Here is a 24,779-nt window from a genome sequence, read left to right on the forward strand (position 1 = left end):
ATTGTCTGGCTAATCCCAAAAATTATCAATTAATTTAAACTCTTTCGATAATGGCGGCGTAGCCTTGACCCACACCAATACACATCGTAATTAATGCGTAACGTTTTCCTGTCAATTGTAATTCTAATGCAGCGGAATAAGCGATTCTGGCTCCGGTTACTCCTAATGGATGACCGATGGATATAGAACCACCGTTGGGATTGATTCTCGGATCATTGTCTTGTAAACCCCAAGTTCTGATGCACGCAATACTTTGTGATGCGAATGCTTCGTTGAGTTCGATGATGTCGATATCGGCTAAGGTTAATCCGGCTTTGGCGAGTGCTTTGTTGGTCGCTTCTACTGGGCCGATTCCCATGATGCTGGGTTCCACGCCAACTACGGCTGAACTTACGATTCTTGCCAATGGTTTGAGGTTGTATTTTTTTACGGCTTCTTCGGATGCGATAATTGTGGCTGCTGCGCCGTCATTCAATCCTGAGGAATTTCCAGCGGTAACGCTTCCGTCTTTTTTGAAGGCGGCACGTAATTTCGATAAGCCTTCTAAAGTTGTGTTTGATTTGATGAATTCATCTTTCGAAAAAACTATTGCATCGCCTTTTCGTTGTGGAATTTCAACCGCAACAATTTCTTTTGAAAAACGTCCGGATTGTTGTGCAGCTGTTGCTTTCATTTGACTATTGAAAGCAAAAGCATCTTGATCTTCTCTTGAGATGTTGTATTTTGAAACTAGGTTTTCTGCGGTTTCACCCATCGCATCAACACCATACATTTCCTTCATTTTTGGATTGATGAAACGCCAGCCAAAACTCGAATCGTACATTTTAGAATCGGTTCCATAAGCTGCTGATGGTTTTGAAACAACCAACGGTCCACGCGTCATATTTTCGATGCCGCCTGCAATGAATAGATGTCCATCACCCGCTTTAATCGCGCGACTTGCATTGATGATGGCAGACAAACCCGAACTGCACAAACGATTGACCGTTTCGCCTGGAACTGTTTGTGGTAATCCCGCCAACAATAAGGACATTCTCGCAACATTACGATTGTCTTCACCAGCTTGATTCGCGCAACCCATGATAACATCATCGTAAGCGTCTTTTGGGATGTTTGGATTCTTATCCGTTACCGTTTTAATGACCAAAGCGCCTAAATCGTCAGGACGAACGGCGGCTAAAGTTCCTTGGTAACTTCCGATTGGAGTGCGGACTCCGTCTATGATGTATGCTTCCATTTCTTTAGTTATAAATTATGAGTTATGAATTATGAGTTCTTAACTGGTAAATTTTGTTTGGTGGTCATTATTATGCTTTTTATAATTTTTAATACTTCAGATGCTTTTAAATAAATAGCATCAAAATCTTGATCTTCGATAAATTTAGTTTCTTTTAATAGTTCAAGCCAATATAAAGTTTCATCACATTCTTTTTGAGCAATTGCTAATTTGTGAATAAAGTCAAATTTACTTTGTGCATTTATTGCTTCACGAACATTAGCTCCGACTGAGGTTATTGAACGTAAGAACTGTTTACTCATTATAAACTCCTTCTTTTCTAAAACCAAATATTTATAAAAATTGACTCCTGCAATAGCCAATTCAAAACTCTTTATTTTAACAACGCTCTCACTCATAATTCATAATTCAAAACTCATAATTACTCCCAGTCTTTGCTAGTTCTGTAGGCAACACCTTTGAACAAGGCAACGAGTGTATTTCCTTTTTTGATTTCAATAATATAAAAACCAACTTTGTTCTTTAAACTTTCGAGACTTGCTGATGCGATGATGTAATCACCTTCTTCGAGTGCTTCGATATGATTGATTGCCGTATCAATTGACACTGCATATTTCCCATGTGTATTCACAGAAAAACCAAAAGCGGTATCGGCCAATGAATACGTGATTCCGCCATGCGCTTTCCCCATACTGTTGAGCATTTCTTTGCGAACGGTCATACCGACTTTGCAACTTCCGATTTCGCATTCGAGAATCTCAATACCGAGCCATTGGCTGAACGGATCGAGTGAGAGCATTTTGTATGGAATAGCAGTTCCTTCCATTAGTAGCATGTTTTGTTTTCTCGGTTCATTTTGCGTAATAATGGACTGCAACGGTAGCGGTCTTCATGATATTCATTGTACAATGTATCCAATTTTTCAACACACCAAGCGATTCCTTTTTCATCAGCCCAAGCCAACAATCCTTTTGGATAATTGACGGCTTTGGTCATCGCACTATCAATATCTTTTGCTGAAGCGATGTTGAGGAATAAAGCATCGGCTGCTTCGTTGATTAGCATTACTAAAATCCTATCGAAAATAGTTTGCGCTAAAACTTCATCTTCTTTAGGGATTGGCATTTCTTGAGCATAATCGTAAAAACCACGTCCTGATTTTCTGCCTAAGAATCCTGCTTCCACCAATCGTTTTTGGGTGAAAGAAGGTTTGTATCTTGGATCAAAATAAAACGAAGTAAATACGGTTTCTGTTACGGTGTAATTAACGTCGTGCCCGATAAAATCCATGAGTTCGAATGGGCCCATTCTGAAACCACCGAGTGTTTTCATTGCGGAATCAATCGTCGCAAAATCAGCTGCTCCTTCTTCATAAATGCGCAACGCTTCACTATAAAAAGGCCTTGCGACACGATTGACAATAAAGCCCGGTGTGTCTTTGGCAACGGCTACCACTTTTTTCCAATTGGAAATTGTTTCGATTGTTTTTTGTAATGTGTCTTCGCTAGTTTGTATTGCTGGAATGATTTCAACCAATTGCATCAATGGCGCCGGATTGAAGAAATGAATTCCGATTACGCGCTCCGGTTTTTGACAGGAGGCGGCTATAGATGCAATCGAAAGCGAAGAAGTATTGGATGCTAAAATTGTATCTGGAGAAACATACGTTTCTAGTTCCGAGAATAATTTTCGTTTGATTTCGAGATTTTCGACTATGGCTTCGATGACGAGATCGGAATGTGATAATTCGCTCATCGCAGTGGCATAGGAAATATTCGAGGCGATTCTTGTTTTTTCCGCCGCATCTATTTTTCCTTTCTCGACTAATTTTGATAAGATTGTCTCGAGCGCATTCTTAGACTTCGATAGTGCCTGGTGATTGGAATCGTATATTTTGACAGCACAGCCTGAGGTCGCGGCTACTTGTGCGATTCCGCTTCCCATGGTTCCTGAACCGATTACTGCTACTTTTTGAATCATTTGTTAGATTTTAAGATTGTATGACTGTATGACTGTAAGATGTTCGTATCTTAAAATCTTACCGTCTTATAATCTGCTTTTAATTCCCTTTAAATTCGGGTGCTCTTTTTTCCATAAATGCATTGACACCTTCTTGGTAATCGTTTGATGAACTCGCATCGATTTGCAAATCTGATTCGAGTGACAATTGTTCTTGCAAGTTATTGATCATCGAACGGTTTAATAACTTTTTAGTTAAAGCCAAAGCATGTGTTGGCATTTGTGATAAGGTGATGGCTAATTTTTCAACTTCTTCTTCAAAAAAAGCGGTGGAATAAAATTTATAAATCATCCCAATTTCAAAAGCTTCTTTGGCTCCTACTTTATCGCCGAGCATCATTAATGCTGAGGCTTTTTGGAATCCTATTAATCTTGGTAAAAAGAAAGTTCCGGCACTGTCCGGCACCAAACCGATTTTGCTGAATGCTTGAATAAATGAAGCGTTTTCAGTGGCCACGACAATATCGCAAGCCAATGCAATATTGGCTCCGGCTCCGGCTGCAACACCATTGACCGCTGCAACGATTGGTTTTTCTATCAATCTAATTCTTTCAATAATCGGGTTGTAATGTTCTTCGAGAATTTTACGGAAACCCGGCATCAGTTCTGGTGTCGTGACTTCTTTTAAATCCTGTCCTGCACAAAATGCTTTTCCGCTTCCGGTAATGACAATCGCACGAACGTTATCATCAGCGGCACATTGATCGAGTGTTTTTTGCAGCAATAAAGCCATCTCTCGATTGAAGCTATTGAAAACTTCAGGTCTGTTGAGCGTAATATACGCGACCTTGTTTTCAATCTTACATAAAATTGAAGTAATGCTCATACCTATTTTTATTTAACACTGCCGAAGCAGCTTATTTTATTTTAAACATTTGAAATAGTCAAACGGCTCAAGGCAATCTTCGCATTGAAAAAATGCTTTGCAAGCTGTTGATCCGAACTGGCTGACCATTTTCGTGTTGAATGAACCGCATTGCGGACACTTCACTAATTTTTTATTTCCGAGCAACGCTTCTTTATCGGCATCTGCTTCTAAAGGTGCTGCTATTCCGTATTTTTCAAGCGCCTTTCTTCCTTTTGGTGTAATCCAATCGGTGGTCCAAGCTGGAGAAAGCACTAGGTTTATTTTCGATTCGAAACCTGCATTTTTCAATGCTTTTTTGATATCATCACCTATCACATCCATCGCGGGGCAACCGCTGTAGGTTGGTGTAATGGTAACCTCAACAATATCATTGACCATTTTTATGGAACGAACGACACCCATTTCCATAATCGACAATACCGGAATTTCGGGATCGCTTACCGTTTCGAGTATGTCGAAAATCTGTTGGTCGATATTGAGTTTTGTTATTGTCATTTTTGTTGCTCGCGGATTTCAGCTGATTGTCGCAGATTGCCGCGGATTTTTGTTTTTTGTTTGTTGTCCTAGCCCCGATAGAAGCGAAAATCCTTTTGTGCCGGCGTTCGGCGCAAAAGATTGGGAGTGGATAGCGGGTTCCCGGCTCCTAAAGCTACCAATTCATATTGGGAAAAGAACGTTGCATGTATTGTAAATCGGCTAACAAATAGCCCATATGTTCGCTGTGAACGCCTTGTTTTCCGCCTTTTTGAAAATATTTCAATTCGGGAGTTTCTAGCGTTGCTTCTTGTAAAACTTCATTGACGTTGTTATAAAAATCGGCTTTGAGTTTCGTTACATCAACACCAATATTTTGAGAAACCATCGAGATATCAGCTTCGGTTTGGTGGAATAATTCGTCGGTGAATGTCCATAAGTCGTTAATCGCGGTTTGCATTTTCTCGTGGCTTTCAGCAGTTCCGTCGCCCAAACGTTTGATCCAATCGGATGAAAAACGCACGTGGTAACGCACTTCTTTGATACTTTTCTTGGCAATTGCCGCTAAGGTTTCATCGGCACTATTTTGCAGTTCTTCCAATAACAATAGATGAAATTCATCGTACAAAAACTGTCGGCAAATCGAATACGCGAAATCGGTGTTGGGTTGTTCGGCGAGCAATACGTTTTTGTATTCTCTTTCATTTCTGAGAAAAGCAATGGTGTCTTCTGTGGCATTTTCGCCTGACAATTGTGCTGCGTATTGGTAATAGCTTCGCGTTTGTCCGAGTAAATCCAAAGCGATGTTGGTCATGGCGATATCGGTTTCGAGATTGGGGCCGTGACCGCACAATTCACCCAGACGTTGCCCTAAGATTAAGGCGTTGTCTGCAATTCCGTAGATGTATTGAACTAAGTTGTTTTGCATTTTTATTTTTTTAACCGCAAAGCCCGCAAAGATTTTCGCAAGGTTCGCAAAGGTTTTATCTACATATGTTTTAACTCATCGGGTAATTCGTAAAAAGTCGGATGGCGGTAGGCTTTGTCTTTTGCGGGATCGAAAAGTTCTGCGCTGTCATCAGGATTTGAAGCTGTAATTTTATTCGATGGAACGACCCAAATGCTGACGCCTTCCATTCTTCTGGTGTAGACATCTCGGGCATTTTCAAGCGCCATTGTTGCATCGGATGCGTGTAAGCTTCCGCAGTGGCGGTGTTCGAGTCCGTTTTTGCTTCTGACGAAGACTTCGTATAGTGGCCAGTTTTTCATGTTCTTTTGTTGTAGGTTGTAGGTTGTAGGTTGTAGGTTAGACAAATCGTAACCTACAACTTAGAACTAACAACTATTTATACTGTTGCTAATTCTTGTTTTTCGGCGTAAGCCATTGCGGCATCACGCACCCATTTTCCATTGTCCCACGCATTTTTTCTCGCATCCATTCTGACTTTGTTGCATGGACCGTGGCCTTTTACGACTTGCCAGAATTCATCCCAATCTAAAGCGCCGAAGTCGTAGCGTTTGGTTGCTTCGTTCCATTTTAATTCGGAATCTGGAATTGTGAGTCCAATGAGATTGGCTTGTGGTACGGTTTGGTCTACAAACTGCTGGCGCAATTCATCATTGGTTTTGCGTTTGAGTTTCCATTTCATCGATTGTTCGGTGTGTACGGATTCTGCATCGGTTGGACCTAACATCATTAATGACGGCCACCACCAACGGTTGAGTGCATCTTGTGCCATGTCTTTTTGCTCTGGAGCTCCGTTGGCCAAGGTCATCATGACTTCAAAACCTTGTCTTTGGTGGAAACTTTCTTCCTTGCAAACCCGCACCATAGCTCTTGCATATGGTCCGAATGAAGTTGTGGTCAATGGCACTTGATTGATGATTGCTGCGCCATCGACGAGCCAACCAATCGCTCCCATATCGGCCCAAGTTACCGTTGGATAGTTGAAGATGCTTGAATATTTGGCTTCACCGGAATGCAATTGTTCGTATAATTCTTCGCGAGAAACGCCTAATGTTTCACATGCGCTGTAAAGGTATAAACCGTGTCCGGCTTCATCTTGTACTTTCGCCAACAAGGCTACTTTTCTTCTGAGTGAAGGCGCGCGCGTGATCCAGTTTCCTTCGGGCAGCATGCCTACGATTTCGGAATGCGCGTGTTGGGAAATTTGGCGAATGTGCGTTTTGCGATACTTTTCGGGCATCCAATCTTTGGGTTCGATTTTTTCATCGTTGGCGATGCGTTGGTCGAAGATTGCTTCTAGGTTTTTAATTTCTAATTCTGACATAATTTTTCTTTTTAATTATGGAAATTGTATGGTTTAAACGCCGAAATCGACGACTACTTTTTCTGATGTTGGTACGGCTTGACAGCTTAGTACTAAACCTTTGTTGACTTCATTTTCATCCAAGGCGTAATTGACTTTCATTTCTACGGAACCTTCGATGACTTTGCATTTGCAGGTGCTACAAACGCCGCCTTTGCATGCGAATGGTAAATCGGCTCCGGCTGCTAATGCGCCATCGAGGATGTTATCAAAATCATCATCCATGATAAAATGGAATTCTTTTCCACCATCGATGATCGTGACTTCGGTGCCTTCGACTTTCTTTTCTAAAACTTTATTGACACGTTGTTTGTCTGCATCTGAATTTCCGGTCGTGAACAATTCGAAATGGATTTTATCTTTTGATAAACCGGCGGCTTCGAGTTCGTCGCGAATTAGGAAAATCATTTCTTCTGGTCCGCAGATGAAACATTCGTCAACCGATGGAATGTCTATGATGCTTGATGTTAGTACTTGCAATTTCTCCTTTGTAAAACGCCCGTTGAGCAATTCGATGCTGCGGTGTTCTTTGGTTAGGAAATGGAATATTTCGAAACGGCCGAAATAGCGGTTTTTGAGCAATTCGATTTCCTCTTTAAAGATAATCGATTTTACACTGCGATTCAGGTAAAAAAGTTGGAATTTACTATTGGGTTCTAACGCAAGATGCGTTTTGATAATTGACAATATGGGTGTGATGCCACTTCCGGCAGCGAACATGATATAGTTTTTGGCTTTTGCTGTATTGACATCACGGAAGAATTTTCCACTTGGTGTCATGATTTCTAGGGTGTCGCCTTTTTTGATTTTATCGTGAACAAAATTCGAGAACAAACCACCAGTCACTTTTTTGACTGCTACTTTCCATTGGTTTTCTGTCGGACTCGAACATAACGAATACGAACGGCGTTCTTCTTTTCCATCGATGGTAGCTTTTAGCGTTAGATGTTGTCCTTGGTTGTATTGATATTCTGATTTGAGTTCATCCGGAATATCAAACGAAAGCACGGAACAATCTTTAGTTTCTTTGTATATATCGCCAACTTTGATGTTGTGAAATTTTGCCATGTCAAGATAATTAAATCAAACTAACAATTGTTAGTTTACTATGCAAATTTAAACATTATTTCGTAATTGATTACGATAACGATTTAAAAATTGTAAACAGTTGTGAATTAGAGCTTTGTGCCCTAGCCCCGATTGGAGCAAGTATCCTTGTTATTGGGAGATTGCCGCGCAAGCTCGCAATGACAAGATACTGTGGAAAGCGGGAAACAGCTCCTGAAAAATCAAATGATTCCGTTGAGTAGCACTTCAATCATATTGGATTTTAGCACGTTTGGATTGAGGCTTTTCTTTTTACCGTACCAAAGGTAAAGTGTTCGCAAGGTGGAAAGTATGGAGAAAATGATGACTTCGACGTTGAGATTTTTGATGTCGTTATTGGCGATACCTTGCTTGATAATGGTGCGGAAATTTTCTTCATATTCTTCGCGCATTTTGATGAAGTAAGTGAGTTCGGCGTCGGCAAGATGCATCCAGTCGTTGTTGAGGCAGGCTAATGCATCGGAGTTTCGCAGTGTGATATCGATGTGCAGTTGGATGACTTTTTCTAGTTTTTGAATCGTGGTTTCTTCGGAATTGACGATTTGTAGCATCGTGGTCGTAAATTCTTCGGCGATTTCGATAACGATTAATACGAGGATTTCCTGTTTGGATTTGATGTGGTTGTAGAGGCTTGCGGCTTTGATATTCATGGCTTGCGCAATATCGCGCATGGTTACAGCACTGTACCCTTTTTCTTTGAAAAGTTGTGCGGCGATGGTGATGATTTCGGTTTTACGGTCGGTGGGTTTCATGGATTTCAAATATAGAATTTATTTAAAAAAAAAGAAGCCGTCACAATACAAACTTTGTGATGGCTTCTTTTCAAAATTATTATTTGCGTTATTCCCTAATCACCTTTTTAGTTTCTACTGCTCCATTATCGAGGTGAATTTTGCAAAAGTAAACGCCCGATTTAAAAGACGTTAGATCAACAGTATCCGCATTGGAGTTTTGCACTAAAATTAAATTCCCCAACAAATCATAAATAGCGATAGTATTGATTGACTGAGCTGCATTAATATTGAAAACTCCTTGAGTAGGATTTGGATAAATGCTACTATTTTTCGAAGTTTCAAATGCACTATTGCTAAGTGGCGTACCCAAATTGACTCTAAACAAAACATCAAACATATTACTAAAATAGGCGTAATTATTTTGCTCGTCATACTCATAAAAAGCACCATCAGCGTAGGTTCCGATAGAAATAGTGGTACTCAATTGGCCGCTTAATGACGTACGATACATATCAAATGTATAACTATTTCCCTGAGTCAATGTAATGTTGAACGCAGAAAAATCATAGGTAATTTCACCCGGTCCAACATATTGTCCGGTTAATGTTGCCAAAACGATATTGGAAGCAGTCATTACTTTTAAAGTGGCATCGCTTGAAACAAAAGAGCCGGGTAAAAACGTAACCGATACTGTTTTTAACACATCGGTACAAGTAGGTATGAATGTTTGTCCAAATCCCGCAGCATAGGCCGTTGTAGTGCTTGCCGGTGCATTTTGAATGGAACATTGCGCTGATACATTCTCGGAATTAGTCATCAAGAAACAGAAGCAAAAGCATAAAAGAGTAAAGTTAATTTTCATATTGAATTGTTTTTAAATTATTGTATAAAAGTATCTTCAATACAAGCCAAAAAAAATACGTAGAAGTACGTATTTTAAGGAAATCTTGGGTTATGAATACTAAATCAATTTATTGTTTTTGGCTTTTTGAATCGCTTCGAGTTTATTGTGCACTTGGAGTTTCGAATAAATATTCTCGATGTGTTTGCGAATTGTGCCTACAGAAAGATACAGATTATCCGCAATCAAATGGTATTTTAATCCTTTGCTGAGTTGTTCCAAAACTTCAATTTCACGCGCTGTGAGTTGAATGTCTTCTTGGGTTGTTGTGTTTTCAAAATCGATTGGATTTCGGAATAACTTCAAGGTTTTCAAAGCAATCGATGGCGTCATGGTTGCACCGCCATTCAAAGTATCAATAATACCTTGTTGCAAATCTTTTGGGTTGACTTCCTTCAGCAAATAACCATCAGCGCCGGCTTTGATCGATTTGAATATATTTTCATCATTATCAAACACCGTCAACATGATAATTTTGATTTGTGGAAATTTCTGTTTGATTTGATAAGTTGCATCAATGCCATTCATTTTCGGCATTTCAATATCCATTAAAATCAGATCGACGGCGTGACTTTTTTCTAGTTTTTCGATGATATCTTCGCCATTCACAGCAGTGAGCTTAATCACGAAATCTTCAAAAAAAGAAAGTTTTTCCTCAATGGTTTTTATTAGAAATGAATTGTCGTCAACGATGGCTATTTTGATCATGTGGTTAATTTTAAAGTATTCTCCTAGATTAGTTTGTCTTTTTTTTAACCCCTAAGAGCGCAAGGTTATACGCTAAGTTCGCTATGAAAATATGTATTAAAAGCCTTGTGCCCTTTGCGTGAATCTTTGCGCTCCTTGCGGTTAATTTTTCTTAAGCATTTTATAAATGAATGAGAATCGAAACCGAAGTACCTTTTCCAACTTCCGATTGCAACTTATATATACCGCCAATACTTTCGATGCGTTTTTCCATATTGAGCAAACCGTTGCCTTTGATGACATTTTCTAAATCGAAACCATCGCCGTTATCGTGAATTTCAATCGAAATCGTGTTGTCGATTTTTTTGACTTGAATCATCATTTGGGTTGGATTAGCATATTTCAACGCATTGTTGATGGCTTCTTGCAACGTTCTGTAGATGTTCATTCCGAAAATTGAAGTCAATTGCAATTCGTTTAAATCTTCATCAATTTCAAACTGGAAATCGATATTTTCCGTTGCCGTTTTTGCTTTTTCGAGAAAATTCAGAATCCGTGCACGCAAATCTTCAAACGTAATTTCATTCGAATTCATCGCCCAAATCGTATCACGCAATTCGACAATCGTCGATTTGGTAAAGTTGCTGATGCTTTGCAATTTCGAATCTAATTTGACATTCTGAATATCGAATGCATACTTAATATTATCGACCGAAGAAATAATAAAAGTGAGTTGCGCGCCAATATTATCATGCAGATCGCGCGAAATCGTAAGCCGTTGTTCTTGCAATTGGTTTTGCGTTTCGATTTGTGCGATGGCCGATTTCAATTGGTATTCTTGTTCTTGCTGGCGGTTTTTGAGTTTCTGTTGGCGGTAAATTAAAAACCCAATCAACGCAATAAAAAACGCCAAACCCGAAATCGCAAAAAGCAGGTTTTGCTGTTCTTTAGCTTCAGCTTCTTTCTTGAGCAATAGCTTTTCTTTTTGGGCTGTTTGGTATTTGGCTTCCATTTCTGAAGTCAATTTTAGCGTCGTCGTTTGAATCATTTTTTCATTGAGCAACGCATATTTTTCGTTGTAGAAAGTCGCGCTGTCCGGCACATTCAAATACGCATATACCGAAACCAAAAGCTTGTAGCTAATCAGTTGGTCGTTTTTTGCATCATTCGAATCAAACACTTTCAAACCATCAAGCAACATTTTTTTGGCTTCTTTGTATTTTTTCTCTTTAATGAGATTTCGCGAAATACTAATATTGAGATTGGCGAGATCATTATTCGAATTGACTTTAGCATTCAACTGTTTCGACTTATCGAAAAAAGCTTTCGATTCATCTACCTTACTATTTTTCGATTTCAACAATCCGGCATTTTGATAACAAATCGCCAATGCTTTATTGTTGCCCACCAACTGACAATTTTTGATGCTTTTATTATAAAAAGAAACCCCACGAATGGTATCGTTCATTTCTTTGTAAGCGTTTCCGATATTGAGATAAAATTCACATAAACGATCCGGCATTTTGTTTTTTTCGGCAAAAGCAATCGAAGGTTTTAGGTATTTGATGGCGTTTGGATAATTTTTCAATTTCAGAAACAACGATCCGATATTGCCATTAGTCACAGCAATATTGGCTTCATCATTAACACTTTCGAAATACTTCAACGCTTCGAGAAATGATTTCATCGCCAATGGGAATTGCTGTTTATTGAGATACACATTCGCCAGATTATTATTGATCTTTGCAAGCCCTTTGCTGTCTTTTCGAATTTTTCTGATGGCGTAGGCTTTGAGATAATTCTCTTTCGAGTTTTCTAAATCGCCTTTTCTCAAATACACCGCACCGACATCACTATACACTTGAGCCAATAAAGTTGAATCGCCAAGTTTCTTCGATTCCTGAACTGCTTTCCCACCATAATACAAAGCCGAATCAATGGAAACATTGGCATAATACCAAGTCAAATCTGAGTATATGCTGGCCGTCTTTTGCGCATTGGGTTTCGATTTTAAATCGGTTTTGAGTCCATCGATAATGTCCTGGGCATTTTGACCCAACATCAAAGCGGGAAAAAGCAACACTAAAAAGAATATTTTATTCATGATTGATGATGTATATGATTACGGAAGTGCCTTCATTAACAATCGAATGACCCTCTAAAAATACTAAAAAAAACGAGATAAGAAAGACACTGCTTTTATCATTTTCTTTGTTTGAGAAGATTGTTTTGGGAAAGCAATTCAAATAAATCATAATGGAGGTGAAAAATCGCATCACTGAGCGTGGCTTTGTTTGTCTTGAGGGTTTTTTCAAGTTCATCCGTCAATTGCATTTGATTGTTTTGAAGCAGTGATTTTTGATTGCATTCTACAATCTTGTTCTGCAGCAGATGCATTTTTTGCTGAAAAGTTTTTTGCTCACGATAGCATTGTTGTATGAGATAAATAGTGATTACTGAAAAAATAAAAAAAGGGATAAGTAGCCATTCCATAATGATATAGATTAATTTATTGAACAAACTCGAAATTAAATTGATTTGACTTATCATCACCAACTTGAAGTTTAACCGCATAAAAGTCACACATTTTTAAATGAAAAAAAATACGACAAATGCCGTATTTTTCTCAAAAAAAACCAAACTAATCCAAACTAAGGTATCACCGTAATATTGGTAAAAGTTCCCGATAATGCAGTAATTCCACCCGATGCAGTTCCTGTTCCTTGAAACGTGCCTGACATTTTACTGCTGGCATTGGCTGTTACAATAACGTTACCCGAATCGACAATAAAGAAAGGAGTTACACCTGTGTATGTAATGGCATTAGTCGGATCAATTGCATACGTTGCAGGTGTTGTACCGTTTAAGTTAATTTCAAAAATCGTGGCACCAGCGGCGTCTTTCGCCATTAGTGTTTTATATTGTGTAGAGAATGTTGCTGAGGCTGCAGTATTCACAGTAGTTCCGCCATTTTCTGTCCATTTAAAACCATCTGTTACAGGATTTGTTGATGTTGATGAGGAAGAATCGTCTTTGCTGCAAGCTGAAAATGCAACTGTAAAAAGAACTAAGGCTAGGGCTAAAATTTTTGTTTTCATATTTTTTATTGGTTATAAGTTGAAAGCAAAATTGAGTCATTTCAACCTTTAAAAAAATACGCTATTTGTCGTATTTTTACTGTTGTATCAAATCTTTGATTGGGATTTTCACAGCAAACAATTTCAGCTTTCCAAGAACTGATTTTGTAAAGTAGAGATTTTGATTCATTTCATCATAAAACGGGCTTGCTTCAAAAGCATCGCTGTTGATTTTATTCCCCAAATTAATCGGTTCCGACCAGTTTTTCCAAGTGTCATCCAAACGATAACTTACATAGATATCATAATTGCCAAAACTGCTAAATCCGCAGGAACTGAAAAGCAACGTTTTGTTATCCGATAACAATTGCGGTGTGATTTCTTCATCAGCAGAATTGATTACTTTGCCCATATTGACAAGCAATCCGTATGTTTTGTCTTCTTTTTGGTTGGCAAAATAAAAATCCGTTCCACCTTGGGTGAAGTCGGATTCAACAGCGAGAATGATGGTTTTTAAATCGGCGGTTATTGTGGCATCAGCGGTTTCACCATAATTCGCATAAGCCGTAATTTTGACCAAATCGGCTGGTTGGTAATTCCCGTTGGATGCCGTGTAAAATTGAAAACCTGTTTCGCCAGTAGCTTTTGTGTATTTATTTCCGCCTTTTAATACCATAGCGTTCGAAGCATAATCGACAAAATTGTAAGTCTCGTTTTCACTCAACGATTGGTCTAATTTAGGTGCCGACCAATTGCCGTCAGCGGTACAGTTTGAATAATAAACTTGGTCTTTTTGCCCGTCATTGCTGGTGAAAAACATGCGCTTGCCATCATTCGCAATGTTGATTCCCAAAATATCCATATCGACCATCGTAATTTCGGTTGGATCGGGTAAGGCTTCGAATGTCGTTGCTTTATTGACCTCAGCTGTCAAAGGTTGGTTGCTGTCAGAAATTCCAACAGCGTCAATTTGTTTTAATCCTGGCAAAAGCGCAAAATTGAATTCGATTCGAACCGCCACTACATTGCTGGCAATTTGTTCTAAAATCGCATGTTCGATTCCTGGATTGAGAACTTCCGGTGCTTCCTGGATTTTTCTTCTTTTGCGTTTGAAATAGTAGGCATGATCTGCGGGTATTGATGCTTTAAAAGTCGGTGTTTTCCAATTGAGTTTTCTTGTCCAAACGGTTTCGTATTTTCCGGAACCGGTATCAACACCTATTTTGACCACACAACCGGCATTCAAATTTTCGAACACCGCGACTTGCTTGACACTTTGTGGTTTTTCAAAACCCAATTCTAGCACTTCGTAACCGTCGAGTGCTTTTTTTGGCGCCCATGCATTCGGAGAATTTCCAGCTTGTGGAAATGCATCCGGCCTTCCCAATATTCTTTTGATTCCGTATTGTTTTCCACCCAAATCAGAAGAATACTTGATGAGTTTGTTGGCCCATTGTACTTGCTGTGTATAACCTGAAATCAGACACAACCAAATTGAGATAATTAGTATATGTTTCATCTTGATGTATATTAAAAAAAGGCTGCGAAATTGCTTTCAGCAGCCCGAAACAAATAAACGTTCAACCTATTTAATTGTTTACTTTGATCTTCTCTACTTTTTTCCCTTTGAAGGCGTAGATGTATTCTCCATCTTCTGTAATATCGATGCCATTGCCGTATTTCGGGCTTCCGCCTTTCCCTTTCGATTGCACTGAACCTTTGGTTTCTCCGTTGGTCATATTGATACCGTAGATGATATTTTTGCTGTTTCTTTGATCTCTTAAGAAGTAATTATCGCCAATGTGATAGAAATAATCAACGCCTTTGATTTTGTCTGAAGCATACGCACGTGTTCCGTCTTTTTTGTTGTAGGCGGCCAATCCTTTTTCGGAAAGCACGATTACTTTATCGTCGAAATCGATTACGTCTGCTGCTTTTCCTACTTTCGCATCGTTGTGTTTTACATCGAACAATTGTTTTCCCGAAGCGATGTCGTAGCTGTAGAATTCGTCGCCGTCACCTACAAAAACCGTTTTATCGCCATCTAAAATAAAATCTGTAATTCGTTTGTCAAATCGTTCCGAACGCCAAGCGATTTGTCCGGTTTTATCATCGATACACAAGACTGAATTCTTTTGATTTCTGTAATCCCAATAGATATAAGGCACCCATTGTTTTATCTTTCCACCGCCACCAAAACCACCTAAAGCCATCGCTGCGCCAATACCTGCACTTCCAGAAGTTTCTTCCAAACGATATTCTTGCACTTGCACTTTTCCTCCGACTTGTATCAGTACTTTATCGCCTGCTAAATAGATATTAGGCATACAAAAAGCACCTGTGATTTTTTCTGAAGCCCATAATAATTTACCTGAAGCCAAGTCATGTTTTTCTACATATTTTGTTTTATCTCTTCCGCCTAGCATTACAAGATAAACAGCATCATTGGTAAACAATGGATCGGCTAGGGTTCTGTATATTTTAGATCTTTTTCCACCGCTAAACAATCCGCCATTCGCACCTTGCATGTCGTTTTCATAAGTAGCTGCCCATAATTTTTGTCCGGTGTTGTAATCGTATACATTCATTCCGTCGAGGTACATGAATATTTTATCGCCTTTAATCCATAAATCGATGATGGCTCTTTTGGTGACCAATTCTTTTTCGATGGTTCCAACAAAAGTTGCATCCCAAAGCACATCGCCATTCGCGGCATTGATGCGCACCAATTGGTTTTTAAATCCTGAGAACAAAGCACCTAAAGCCGTCGGTTTGAAATTGACCATAATGATTTCATTCCTTTTGGAATCATACACATATTTCCCAACGCCGCCTTTGAAACGATTGGTTTCCCAAATCTTTTCACCGGTGTTGGCTTTTACCAAAATCACAGAATTTCTTTGTGAGATTAGAAACGAATCCAATTCATCTATATACTTTACGGTTTCTAATTCTCCTTGATCAGTGCCTTCTTCTGCTTTGGTGCCTTTTGGAATTAAGTCTTGGTATAATTCCGAATTCCACAATTCTCTTCCAGTTGCCAAATCGAGTACTGCTACCCTATCGGTTCCTAATTTTCTGGCATCAAAAAGAAATAAATAACCGCCTTTGTCTTTCCAAATCGTGTATTGGTATTCTGAATTGTTGGTTTTGTTGGTGGTTAATTTTTTATAATCACCACTCCAAATTGATTTTCCATTGGCATCTAATACGGATGCGGAATTGTCATCGGTTCCGATAATATACTGTCCATCGCCATCGCAAAGCGCCAATCTTGAAGCTTTGTTGTCGAACTCAGATTCCCAAACTGTGGAAAAACTTCCGGATTTTTTTCCCGCTCCTTTTTTTCCTAAAAGGCCGCCTAATTGTGCATTTGCTGTGAATGTTCCCATGATACACAAAGTGAACATTGCCATTGATACTTTTTTCATAATAAATTAATTTTGGTTGAACTTTAAAATGTAACTGTGTAGCGAATCTTATATCGCTGTTGTTTTTGAAGTTTGAATTGAAATTTGTGATTTAGAATATAATCTGACATAAAATTGATGAAGTCGATGTTCTTGATTTCACTATCCACTTTAAAAAAAGAAGACACTTTGCCATTTTGCACTACACCAATATCGACGACCATCGTGCCGTGAACATCGGCGAATTTTTTGTCTTTCTTTTTGGTGAAATCTGGCGCATGAAACATCTCATCAACTTCTTTGGTGACGGTTTCTGTAATCTGTTCTTCGTCGGTAAGCACCGGTCGTTGCGCATTTGCACTTGGAGCAATCAAGACTAAAAGAATTAGGAACGGGTAAAGTAATTTTAGTGCCATTGGATTTGTTTAAAAAATTAAAACCGTATCGATTATCATTTGTTTGACAATCTTTACGGTACAAATCTGCGCTAAATAAAAAGGCGTATCAATACGACAAAATACGTATTTTTTAAAATGTCATTTTAGGGAATTGCTGTTGAAGTTGGGCAATTCTGAAGTGAAGTTGTGCTGTGAATTTCAAATGAGATTCCGAATCAGCATGGAAAGGTCGGTGTGCCAATCCTTTTTGAATGCTTTCAACTTCTTCCATTACAGAAAAAGATGCTGGAGCAATAGCACTTGAAACAAACTGTTCCCAAATGTATTGAATGGCAATGGCGTTGGGATGCAATAAATCTTCAGCGTAGAAGCGGTAATCGCGCAATTCATCCATCATGATTTCATAAGATGGAAAATAGTTTGCCGAAGACAGTTGTTGGTTGAGCGTTTGATGAATTCCAATAATGAGATTGGCTTTGCTCTGCTGGTTTTCTATGAAGCCGTCTTTGAGATGCCGCACGGGTGAAACCGTAAAAGTGATACTTGCTTTTGGATTGACACTTTGAATTAACGCCATCGTATCTTGAATGGTTTCTTGAATTTTTGTTGCGGTCAACAATTCTTTTTCAAATTGTGTTTGTGGTACTTTATGGCAATTGGCAACGACTTTTTGTGATGTTTTTTCTGTGTAAACCCAAGCCGTTCCGTAAGTAATAAGAATATGAGAAGCGGATTCGATTTGTAATTTCAAATCCGCTAATTTTTGATTTAGATTTTGAAGTAAATCCTGTTGATGCATCGCGCTCAAATCCGAATGTGCATCGAAGCAATGCCAACGTTCGTTATGAAAGAAAACATTGTTTTCATCAAAAAAGTCTTGATGAATCGCGCGTTGAATCATTTCGTGAATTGCCAGCGGATGGAATAAAATTCCAAACGGATTGACCGTATTTTGAAATTTGTAGTAGTTGAATTTCTCGGCAATATTGACAGCAAAACAAGAACCCAAGGTTACAATCTTCGAATCATAATCGATAAGATGATGGTTTTTTGGAATGGGAACTTTGGTGGTGAATTGCATGTATTATTCGTAAATATATTCGAAGGTATCTGTTACGCCCGGATTCCAACTGTAGGATCGGGATCTAGCAATCGGAAAATCGTTAATATTGTATTGGTAAGTAGATGTTTGTGTGCCTTCAATACTGCTGACCATCGAAGTGACATTTGTATGGGATCCTCCAGTGGCAAACAGTAATTTACTCCAACCCAATATGTTTTTGAACGGGCTATTTTTGGTATCGTAAACAAATGTTGTGGTTTGTGTTATTTGCGTTCCTGATGGATTATAGTCCTCAATACGTTCAATATCATTATTACCGTTCATGTAATATTTATTTTGATTATCGAATTCCTCTGGCGAATTATCAGTTCTAGAATATTGATTTAATGTAATGGTTCCGTCGCTATTATAACTATAGGCTATTCTAAATTCTTGGTCTACAAGATTGTCTGTTTTTGTCATATTAACCAGCTGACCGTTGTTATTGTATGAATAAACATAAACAATCGGTATCCCACTATTGTCAACAGTCCACTCCATCCTCGTAATTAAATCACCTGTGTAAAAGTACTTCTCGATTAAACCATTATTACTGGTAATAGTATTCAATTTGTTGCCATTATAAGTAAAATCATTAATATAGGCTCCATCAGTAGAACCACTGGTGGTTTGAATCGTTCTTCTTAACAAAATCGAATCAGTATTTGTTGGATTCGAAGTCGCATCAGAATCCGAAGAAGAACACGAAACTGCAAATAAAACCAATAAAACAAGTGCGGATAATTTCTTCATTTTGAAATATTTTTAAATTACCAATCGAACTTCATCAATTGAAATTGCTTAGTAGTCATATCTTCTTCAATCATAAAAATACCATTGTTCGTGATTTCACAATTGTAATTCATATTGCCAGTCGAAGCTTTACTCAATAACGTATTGACTTTCGGGCTTAAAAAAGTTGCAAAAACGGTATTGATGTCCATGTATTTGTTTTTGAATTCCTTTTCCATCACAAAACCAGTACGAAAGGAACCATTATCAACGCCTGCATGACGATACTGATCGATTTTGTAAAACGGGCTTTGGTTTTTGATGACTTTACCATCTTTAGAACCCATCAAGAACATGTGCGCGTATTTTTCAAATTCGCTGTAAATGTTGAGTCCAAACTGGTTGTTGGGCAGCATTCTAAAATCGACAGTAATCGCAAGCGGCCTTTGCACATCATTAAATTTACTATTGCTAATCACCTGATCCATTTTCCAAACAAGTTCGCCTTTTGCGTTGTATTTGAATACGTAAAACCCGTTATACTTCGCCTTATTCATGTTGCTGTTTTTCTCATTGGCATACAAACCGTAGATGTAATAAAACTCATTTTTGCCTTCGACATAGATATTTCCTGTAGCAGCTTCATCCATATAAGCACCACCAACCATAGCACCTGAAACGATTTTAGAACTTCCGAATCCTGTGTCGGATAATGCGAAATATTTGTTTTTCAACTGCAGCAATACGCTAATGCTTGTATTTGGGTTTAATTTCCCATCATAATCAAACGACGCGATATTGTATTGGTTTTGCGACCAATCTTTGCTAAGTTCTTTATTGATCATGAAGAATTGCTTGTTGTCATAACGCGATATTCCCCAAATCTTTTTAGCATCTTCTTTCTCGCTTCTCTGCACTTTTTCAGCAGTCAGCAACGATTCGAATGCTGGAAAATTAAGCGCAACAAACTCTTTTGCTGCCGTTTCCAGATTAACTCTGCAAACTGTGGTCTGCGTTTTCTTTTTGTCGGCTTTCATATAACCGAAGTAGCATTTATAATCATCGGTCATGATATCAAAACTCTTCTCGAAATCCTTAAGCTCGTTGGGATAGTAGTAAGGGAAAGGTTTAATATTTCCGTTATCATCAAGAATAATATTATCTTCTTTGCTGGCTATATGTTTGCCTTTGAATGTAACATCATCACGGAAAAAATTTTGCGGTGTGGTGATACCGTATGACGGTTTTCCTTCATATCTTGAGGGAAACTCTGTCGAATATTTCACATTCAATACACTGTCATAGCAGGTAATATTGGCTATGGTTTTTTTCAATTTGTCATTTCCTGTCACCATAAAAAAAGTACCATTTTCCGTAAACTCGGTTCCAATGTTTCGGTAATTTTCTTTTAATGTTATTGAAACAGCTTTGTCTTGCGCTTGTGCAGTGATCGTGATTGCTAAAATTAGAATGCTTAGAATTTTTTTCATAGGTAGATTTTTTTCAAAATAAAACCCAAACAGTTGAAAATGTCTGGGTTGTATTTCAATATATTTTAGTATGTTGAATTAATAATATGTGATTACTTCTGTATAATCTAATTCGTCAGCACCGTCTCGATGAACAATTTCCGTTGGGTAATCATTAGTGTTGTAGGTGTATGTAAGTGTTTCTAAAGGATATGCCGGATCCGAATCAATTTGATCGGTATGCGTCAACATGTTGTTATTGGAATTCAATGCCATATCGGAGTCTGCAAAATAAACTTTATCATAACCCACGACGTTCTTAAAATAATTATTTTTGGTATCAAAAGTAAACGTTCCGGTAAATACTTGCATTTCCATCGTAAAAGGATCCGTATAGTTTTCTATGTGAGTCGTACTAGTTAAGGTACCACTACTTCCCAATTCATCTTGTGTAGTACTATCTCCACTATATTCTTGGTACAAAATAGTACCAGCATTGTGAACATAAGTGATTTTCGTACCTGTATCATCAACTAAATTTACATCTACATAGGTTTTAAGTTTTGAGCTAGTGTCGTATTCATAAGTGGTTCTTTCAATTACAGTTGTTCCTTCTATACGTTCCTCTTTCATTAATAAATCACCATCGTAAGTAAAGTTGGTTCGGATTCCATTTTCATCAATGGAATAGTTTAACTTATTTCCAGTATAGAAAAACTCCATGGTATAAACCGTTCCGTCAGCATCAGTTTCTGTTATTTTTTTTACAAGCACATCCGTTGGCGTAACCACTTCAGTCGCTGTGTAAGGAAGGCTGTAGAAAGATCCGCTGGTAAAAACTTTGGTATTCACTGCTGTTTGCAAAACATCTGCATATCGAACACCTGTAAATTTAAATGTTCCAGATATTCTTTTGTTTACCCTATCAATGTTCGTAATTACTAATTGAGCCGTGTTGGTGTATTCTGCAAAACTAGCATACGGTCCGGTGTCATCTTTGGCGGCCATGTATGGGTCAGAACCATTTCCTAAATCGTATTGCAAAATAAGTCCAGGCACGTCTTCCAAAGTATAGGTTCCAACAATTGGAGCTTCCGGTATTCCGATTCTAAAAAAAGCACCCGTGGCATCAGTTCCTTTGATTGATAGCGATGTATCATCAAGTACAACCGCAGTAGTGGTTGATGTAAAATGTGCGCCATCAAAATCAACTTGTAAATCGCCAATAGGTGCGACAGTATCCGGATCTTCTTCAGGATTTGGAACACAAGCAGTGAACAAACCTATCGAAACAAAAAATAAAAAGAATATTTTTTTCATGAGTATCTTTTTGAAATTGAATTAATTTACGCAAATAAACTTAAAATTAGTGACATAAAAAAGAAAAAAATCACAACAAGTTTAGAACTGTTATTTAGCGCTATTATTGTTCTTAATCTATTGGAATTTAGATTAGTCCTTTTAAATTCATTTATCTATTGAATAAAATCGACAGCCTTATTCAAAGCATCCGTGATTCCTGAAATATTCTTTCCACCGGCAGTAGCAAAAAAAGGTTGACCGCCGCCGCCGCCTTGAATGTATTTTCCCAATTCTCGAACTACATTGCCTGCATTGAGGTTTTTCTGAGCCACCAATTCTTTCGAAATATAACATGTTAACATTGGTTTTCCTTCTTCAGCTGTTGCTAAAACTAAGAAAATATTCTTCGCGGTATGACCAATTTCGTAAGCCAAATCTTTAGCACTATTCGCATCGATGTCGACAAGTTTTGATAGAAATTGAATGCCATTAATCGTTTGCAATTGCGGCACCAATTCAGATGTCATGTTTTTGACTTTGTCTTTCATGAGCAGTTCAATTTGCTTGGTCAGTTTTGCATTGTCGTCTTGCAAAGCCACTACTGCTTTAATCGTATCTTGTGGATTTTTGAGCACTTCTTTGATTTCTTCTAAAGCCTTTTCCTGTTGCGCAAAAAAGTCGCGAACACCTTGATTCGTAATCGCTTCAATTCTTCGGATTCCGGCTGCTACAGCACCTTCGCTGATGATTTTGAAATGCCAAATTTCAGCTGTATTCTTCACATGTGTTCCGCCGCAAAGTTCCATGCTTTCTCCGAATTTAATCGCGCGAACTGAGTCACCGTATTTTTCTCCGAACAACGCCATAGCACCTTCGTCAAGTGCTTGTTTGAATGGAATATTTCGTCTTTCTATCAATGGTAAATGCTCTTGAATTCTGGCATTGACAAAATCTTCGACTTGTTGCAATTCCACATCGGTAACTTTTGCAAAATGCGAAAAGTCGAAACGCAAATGGTTTGGAGAAACCAATGATCCTTTTTGTTCAACATGGGTTCCTAAAATCGATCTTAAAGCTTGATGTAACAAGTGTGTTGCTGTATGATTGCTTTGAGAATCCGCACGCAATTCTGCATTAACTTTGGCTATGAAACTAGCGCTGGTATTTTCGGGAAGTTGCTTGGTGAAATGCAAAATCAGGTTGTTTTCCTTTTTCGTATCAATGATTTCGATGGATTCGTTGGCGGAAGTCAATGTACCTTTATCGCCTACTTGTCCACCACCTTCTGGATAAAACGGTGTATTATCCAAAACGATTTGATATAAAACACCATCTTTTTTACTATCGATTTTACGGATTCGTGTAATCTTCACTTCATTTTCCAATTGATCGTAACCTACAAAAGTTTCTACATTGCCCGGAATCAAAACCAGCCAATCTTCTGTCGAAACTTCTGAAGCCGCACGCGAACGTGTTTTTTGTTCGAGCATCGATTGGTCGAATTCTGCTTCGTTGAAAGCCATGTCTTTTTCTTTGAGAATCAAGGCGGTCAAATCTTTTGGAAAACCAAATGTATCGTATAATTCAAATGCTTTGACACCTGAAACTTCTTTTCCTTTGGTTTGTGTTACGACATTTTCGAGCAATTGCAAACCTTGATCCAGCGTTCTTAAAAACGACGCTTCTTCTTCTTTAATCACATTCGTAACCAAGTTTTGCTGCGATTTGATTTCCGGGAAAAATTCGCCCATTTGGTTCGCCAACACTTCAACGAGTTTATAAATGAAAGGTTCTTTCGTGTCTAAAAACGTAAATCCGTAACGAATAGCACGACGCAGAATTCTACGAATCACATAACCCGCTCCGGTGTTTGATGGCAATTGTCCATCGGCGATAGCAAACGCTACAGCACGTACGTGATCTACAACCACACGTATTGCGATGTTGGTTTTGTTTTGTTCTTCGCTGATATTTTGAACTTCGTTTGAAGTGTATTTCAAACCTGTAATTTGCTCTACTTTACGGATTAGCGGTGTAAAAACATCGGTATCATAATTTGATGTCACGCCTTGCAACGCCATACACAAACGCTCGAATCCCATGCCGGTATCAACGTGTTGCGCCGGTAATTTTTCTAATGAACCGTCGGCTTTTCGGTTGAATTCCATGAACACGTTGTTCCAGATTTCAACGACTTGCGGATGATCATTATTGACCAAGCTTTTTCCCGAAACTTGTGCTTTTTCTTCGGCAGTTCGCAAATCAACATGGATTTCTGAGCATGGACCACAAGGTCCTTGATCACCCATTTCCCAGAAGTTGTCCTTTTTGTTGCCGAGAATGATTCGGTCTTCATCGATTAAGCCTTTCCAAATATCCCAAGCTTCTTGATCGAAAGGAACATTGTCTTCTTTGCTGCCTTCGAATACGGAAACGTATAGATTTTCTTTTGGAATTTTATAAACTTCTGTGAGTAATTCCCACGCCCAATTGATCGCTTCTTTTTTGAAATAATCGCCGAAAGACCAGTTGCCCAACATTTCGAACATCGTGTGATGATACGTATCAAAACCTACATCTTCAAGATCATTGTGTTTTCCGGACACGCGAAGGCATTTTTGCGTATCGGCAATTCGAGGGCTTTTTGGCGTTCCGTTACCCAAGAAAAATTCTTTGAACTGTGCCATACCGGAATTGTTGAACATTAAAGTCGGATCGTCTTTAAGTACAATCGGCGCCGACGGAACAATAAGATGTCCTTTGCTTTGGAAAAAATCTAGAAACTGTTTTCTGATGTCTTGTGATGTCATTGTGAACTGAGTATTTTTTGCCCCGGATAGTAGTGGTTATCCTTTTGTGCCGGTGTTCGGCGCAAAAGATAAAAACGGATAGCCGGATTAAGGCCCTAATATTTTTTATTATTTAAAAAAAG

Annotated in this window: 24 protein-coding genes; all 24 read right to left on the minus strand. The window is 38.5% G+C overall.

Features of this window, described 5'->3' with window-relative positions; genetic code table 11:
- Positions 1-34: 34 nt before the first annotated feature.
- The 24 genes from pcaF to alaS all read right to left on the minus strand — a co-directional run bounded on the left by pcaF (position 35) and on the right by alaS (position 24,657).
- A complete protein-coding gene (gene pcaF / locus RMO03_RS13440; RefSeq protein ID WP_309642620.1) occupies positions 35-1,237 on the minus strand; it encodes a 3-oxoadipyl-CoA thiolase in 1,203 nt (400 codons plus the stop codon).
- A 29-nt stretch (positions 1,238-1,266) separates the two neighbouring features.
- Positions 1,267-1,635 carry a four helix bundle protein gene (locus RMO03_RS13445; RefSeq protein WP_309642621.1) on the minus strand — a complete coding sequence of 123 codons (369 nt, stop codon included), beginning with the start codon at positions 1,633-1,635 and terminating at the stop codon, positions 1,267-1,269.
- A 23-nt stretch (positions 1,636-1,658) separates the two neighbouring features.
- Complete coding sequence (locus RMO03_RS13450) at positions 1,659-2,063, minus strand: hotdog fold thioesterase (protein ID WP_309642656.1); 405 nt, start codon at positions 2,061-2,063, stop codon at positions 1,659-1,661.
- Entirely contained in the window at positions 2,063-3,217 is a 1,155-nt protein-coding gene (locus RMO03_RS13455) for a 3-hydroxyacyl-CoA dehydrogenase NAD-binding domain-containing protein (protein ID WP_309642622.1), read from the minus strand. The genes RMO03_RS13450 and RMO03_RS13455 overlap by 1 nt, the downstream gene beginning before the upstream one ends.
- 79 nt (positions 3,218-3,296) lie before the next feature.
- A complete protein-coding gene (locus tag RMO03_RS13460; protein ID WP_309642623.1) occupies positions 3,297-4,082 on the minus strand; it encodes an enoyl-CoA hydratase-related protein in 786 nt (261 codons plus the stop codon).
- Between the two features lie 36 nt (positions 4,083-4,118).
- Positions 4,119-4,619 carry a 1,2-phenylacetyl-CoA epoxidase subunit PaaD gene (gene paaD, locus RMO03_RS13465; RefSeq protein WP_309642624.1) on the minus strand — a complete coding sequence of 167 codons (501 nt, stop codon included), beginning with the start codon at positions 4,617-4,619 and terminating at the stop codon, positions 4,119-4,121.
- A 154-nt stretch (positions 4,620-4,773) separates the two neighbouring features.
- The gene (gene paaC / locus RMO03_RS13470) at positions 4,774-5,526 is read right to left on the minus strand and encodes a 1,2-phenylacetyl-CoA epoxidase subunit PaaC (RefSeq protein ID WP_309642625.1); all 753 of its coding nucleotides are present in this window, start codon (positions 5,524-5,526) and stop codon (positions 4,774-4,776) included.
- Positions 5,527-5,585: 59 nt separating this feature from the next.
- On the minus strand, positions 5,586-5,867 hold the full coding sequence (gene paaB, locus RMO03_RS13475) for a 1,2-phenylacetyl-CoA epoxidase subunit PaaB (RefSeq protein WP_309642626.1): 282 nt from the start codon (positions 5,865-5,867) through the stop codon (positions 5,586-5,588).
- Between the two features lie 77 nt (positions 5,868-5,944).
- Positions 5,945-6,889, minus strand: a complete 945-nt coding sequence (paaA, locus tag RMO03_RS13480; RefSeq protein ID WP_309642627.1) for a 1,2-phenylacetyl-CoA epoxidase subunit PaaA — start codon at positions 6,887-6,889, stop codon at positions 5,945-5,947.
- A gap of 33 nt (positions 6,890-6,922) precedes the next feature.
- The gene (paaE, locus tag RMO03_RS13485) at positions 6,923-7,996 is read right to left on the minus strand and encodes a 1,2-phenylacetyl-CoA epoxidase subunit PaaE (protein WP_309642628.1); all 1,074 of its coding nucleotides are present in this window, start codon (positions 7,994-7,996) and stop codon (positions 6,923-6,925) included.
- A 221-nt stretch (positions 7,997-8,217) separates the two neighbouring features.
- Positions 8,218-8,787 carry a TetR/AcrR family transcriptional regulator gene (locus RMO03_RS13490; protein ID WP_309642629.1) on the minus strand — a complete coding sequence of 190 codons (570 nt, stop codon included), beginning with the start codon at positions 8,785-8,787 and terminating at the stop codon, positions 8,218-8,220.
- Positions 8,788-8,875: 88 nt separating this feature from the next.
- Positions 8,876-9,631, minus strand: a complete 756-nt coding sequence (locus RMO03_RS13495) for a T9SS type A sorting domain-containing protein (RefSeq protein ID WP_309642630.1) — start codon at positions 9,629-9,631, stop codon at positions 8,876-8,878.
- A gap of 99 nt (positions 9,632-9,730) precedes the next feature.
- Positions 9,731-10,378, minus strand: coding sequence for a response regulator transcription factor (locus RMO03_RS13500; protein ID WP_309642631.1), 648 nt, complete (start codon positions 10,376-10,378; stop codon positions 9,731-9,733).
- A 160-nt stretch (positions 10,379-10,538) separates the two neighbouring features.
- A complete protein-coding gene (locus RMO03_RS13505) occupies positions 10,539-12,461 on the minus strand; it encodes a tetratricopeptide repeat protein (RefSeq protein WP_309642632.1) in 1,923 nt (640 codons plus the stop codon).
- A gap of 98 nt (positions 12,462-12,559) precedes the next feature.
- Entirely contained in the window at positions 12,560-12,850 is a 291-nt protein-coding gene (locus tag RMO03_RS13510) for a hypothetical protein (RefSeq protein ID WP_309642633.1), read from the minus strand.
- Between the two features lie 158 nt (positions 12,851-13,008).
- Positions 13,009-13,455, minus strand: a complete 447-nt coding sequence (locus RMO03_RS13515; RefSeq protein WP_309642634.1) for a hypothetical protein — start codon at positions 13,453-13,455, stop codon at positions 13,009-13,011.
- 76 nt (positions 13,456-13,531) lie between these two features.
- Complete coding sequence (locus RMO03_RS13520; RefSeq protein ID WP_309642635.1) at positions 13,532-14,953, minus strand: hypothetical protein; 1,422 nt, start codon at positions 14,951-14,953, stop codon at positions 13,532-13,534.
- 70 nt (positions 14,954-15,023) lie between these two features.
- Positions 15,024-16,865: a PQQ-binding-like beta-propeller repeat protein gene (locus tag RMO03_RS13525; protein WP_309642636.1), complete on the minus strand. Its 1,842-nt coding sequence runs from the start codon at positions 16,863-16,865 to the stop codon at positions 15,024-15,026.
- A 23-nt stretch (positions 16,866-16,888) separates the two neighbouring features.
- Positions 16,889-17,260 (minus strand): hypothetical protein, encoded by a 372-nt coding sequence (locus RMO03_RS13530; RefSeq protein ID WP_309642637.1) that lies wholly within the window; start codon positions 17,258-17,260, stop codon positions 16,889-16,891.
- Positions 17,261-17,372: 112 nt separating this feature from the next.
- Entirely contained in the window at positions 17,373-18,323 is a 951-nt protein-coding gene (locus tag RMO03_RS13535; RefSeq protein WP_309642638.1) for a GSCFA domain-containing protein, read from the minus strand.
- A 3-nt stretch (positions 18,324-18,326) separates the two neighbouring features.
- On the minus strand, positions 18,327-19,097 hold the full coding sequence (locus tag RMO03_RS13540; protein WP_309642639.1) for a hypothetical protein: 771 nt from the start codon (positions 19,095-19,097) through the stop codon (positions 18,327-18,329).
- Between the two features lie 17 nt (positions 19,098-19,114).
- Positions 19,115-20,566, minus strand: a complete 1,452-nt coding sequence (locus RMO03_RS13545) for a hypothetical protein (protein ID WP_309642640.1) — start codon at positions 20,564-20,566, stop codon at positions 19,115-19,117.
- 78 nt (positions 20,567-20,644) lie between these two features.
- Positions 20,645-21,865 (minus strand): DUF6252 family protein, encoded by a 1,221-nt coding sequence (locus tag RMO03_RS13550; RefSeq protein ID WP_309642641.1) that lies wholly within the window; start codon positions 21,863-21,865, stop codon positions 20,645-20,647.
- A 155-nt stretch (positions 21,866-22,020) separates the two neighbouring features.
- Positions 22,021-24,657 (minus strand): alanine--tRNA ligase, encoded by a 2,637-nt coding sequence (gene alaS / locus RMO03_RS13555; protein ID WP_309642642.1) that lies wholly within the window; start codon positions 24,655-24,657, stop codon positions 22,021-22,023.
- Positions 24,658-24,779: the final 122 nt, after the last annotated feature.

The sequence above is a fragment of the Flavobacterium sp. genome (genome assembly GCF_031411595.1).
Taxonomy (GTDB): Bacteria; Bacteroidota; Bacteroidia; order Flavobacteriales; family Flavobacteriaceae; genus Flavobacterium.

What these genes read in the sequence shown, in the direction of transcription:
- pcaF (WP_309642620.1), bottom strand. Translation starts at nt 1,237, where the DNA reads ATGGAAGCATACATCATAGACGGAGTCCGCACTCCAATCGGAAGTTAC.
- RMO03_RS13445 (WP_309642621.1), bottom strand. Translation starts at nt 1,635, where the DNA reads ATGAGTGAGAGCGTTGTTAAAATAAAGAGTTTTGAATTGGCTATTGCA.
- RMO03_RS13450 (WP_309642656.1), bottom strand. Translation starts at nt 2,063, where the DNA reads ATGGAAGGAACTGCTATTCCATACAAAATGCTCTCACTCGATCCGTTC.
- RMO03_RS13455 (WP_309642622.1), bottom strand. Translation starts at nt 3,217, where the DNA reads ATGATTCAAAAAGTAGCAGTAATCGGTTCAGGAACCATGGGAAGCGGA.
- RMO03_RS13460 (WP_309642623.1), bottom strand. Translation starts at nt 4,082, where the DNA reads ATGAGCATTACTTCAATTTTATGTAAGATTGAAAACAAGGTCGCGTAT.
- paaD (WP_309642624.1), bottom strand. Translation starts at nt 4,619, where the DNA reads ATGACAATAACAAAACTCAATATCGACCAACAGATTTTCGACATACTC.
- paaC (WP_309642625.1), bottom strand. Translation starts at nt 5,526, where the DNA reads ATGCAAAACAACTTAGTTCAATACATCTACGGAATTGCAGACAACGCC.
- paaB (WP_309642626.1), bottom strand. Translation starts at nt 5,867, where the DNA reads ATGAAAAACTGGCCACTATACGAAGTCTTCGTCAGAAGCAAAAACGGA.
- paaA (WP_309642627.1), bottom strand. Translation starts at nt 6,889, where the DNA reads ATGTCAGAATTAGAAATTAAAAACCTAGAAGCAATCTTCGACCAACGC.
- paaE (WP_309642628.1), bottom strand. Translation starts at nt 7,996, where the DNA reads ATGGCAAAATTTCACAACATCAAAGTTGGCGATATATACAAAGAAACT.
- RMO03_RS13490 (WP_309642629.1), bottom strand. Translation starts at nt 8,787, where the DNA reads ATGAAACCCACCGACCGTAAAACCGAAATCATCACCATCGCCGCACAA.
- RMO03_RS13495 (WP_309642630.1), bottom strand. Translation starts at nt 9,631, where the DNA reads ATGAAAATTAACTTTACTCTTTTATGCTTTTGCTTCTGTTTCTTGATG.
- RMO03_RS13500 (WP_309642631.1), bottom strand. Translation starts at nt 10,378, where the DNA reads ATGATCAAAATAGCCATCGTTGACGACAATTCATTTCTAATAAAAACC.
- RMO03_RS13505 (WP_309642632.1), bottom strand. Translation starts at nt 12,461, where the DNA reads ATGAATAAAATATTCTTTTTAGTGTTGCTTTTTCCCGCTTTGATGTTG.
- RMO03_RS13510 (WP_309642633.1), bottom strand. Translation starts at nt 12,850, where the DNA reads ATGGAATGGCTACTTATCCCTTTTTTTATTTTTTCAGTAATCACTATT.
- RMO03_RS13515 (WP_309642634.1), bottom strand. Translation starts at nt 13,455, where the DNA reads ATGAAAACAAAAATTTTAGCCCTAGCCTTAGTTCTTTTTACAGTTGCA.
- RMO03_RS13520 (WP_309642635.1), bottom strand. Translation starts at nt 14,953, where the DNA reads ATGAAACATATACTAATTATCTCAATTTGGTTGTGTCTGATTTCAGGT.
- RMO03_RS13525 (WP_309642636.1), bottom strand. Translation starts at nt 16,865, where the DNA reads ATGAAAAAAGTATCAATGGCAATGTTCACTTTGTGTATCATGGGAACA.
- RMO03_RS13530 (WP_309642637.1), bottom strand. Translation starts at nt 17,260, where the DNA reads ATGGCACTAAAATTACTTTACCCGTTCCTAATTCTTTTAGTCTTGATT.
- RMO03_RS13535 (WP_309642638.1), bottom strand. Translation starts at nt 18,323, where the DNA reads ATGCAATTCACCACCAAAGTTCCCATTCCAAAAAACCATCATCTTATC.
- RMO03_RS13540 (WP_309642639.1), bottom strand. Translation starts at nt 19,097, where the DNA reads ATGAAGAAATTATCCGCACTTGTTTTATTGGTTTTATTTGCAGTTTCG.
- RMO03_RS13545 (WP_309642640.1), bottom strand. Translation starts at nt 20,566, where the DNA reads ATGAAAAAAATTCTAAGCATTCTAATTTTAGCAATCACGATCACTGCA.
- RMO03_RS13550 (WP_309642641.1), bottom strand. Translation starts at nt 21,865, where the DNA reads ATGAAAAAAATATTCTTTTTATTTTTTGTTTCGATAGGTTTGTTCACT.
- alaS (WP_309642642.1), bottom strand. Translation starts at nt 24,657, where the DNA reads ATGACATCACAAGACATCAGAAAACAGTTTCTAGATTTTTTCCAAAGC.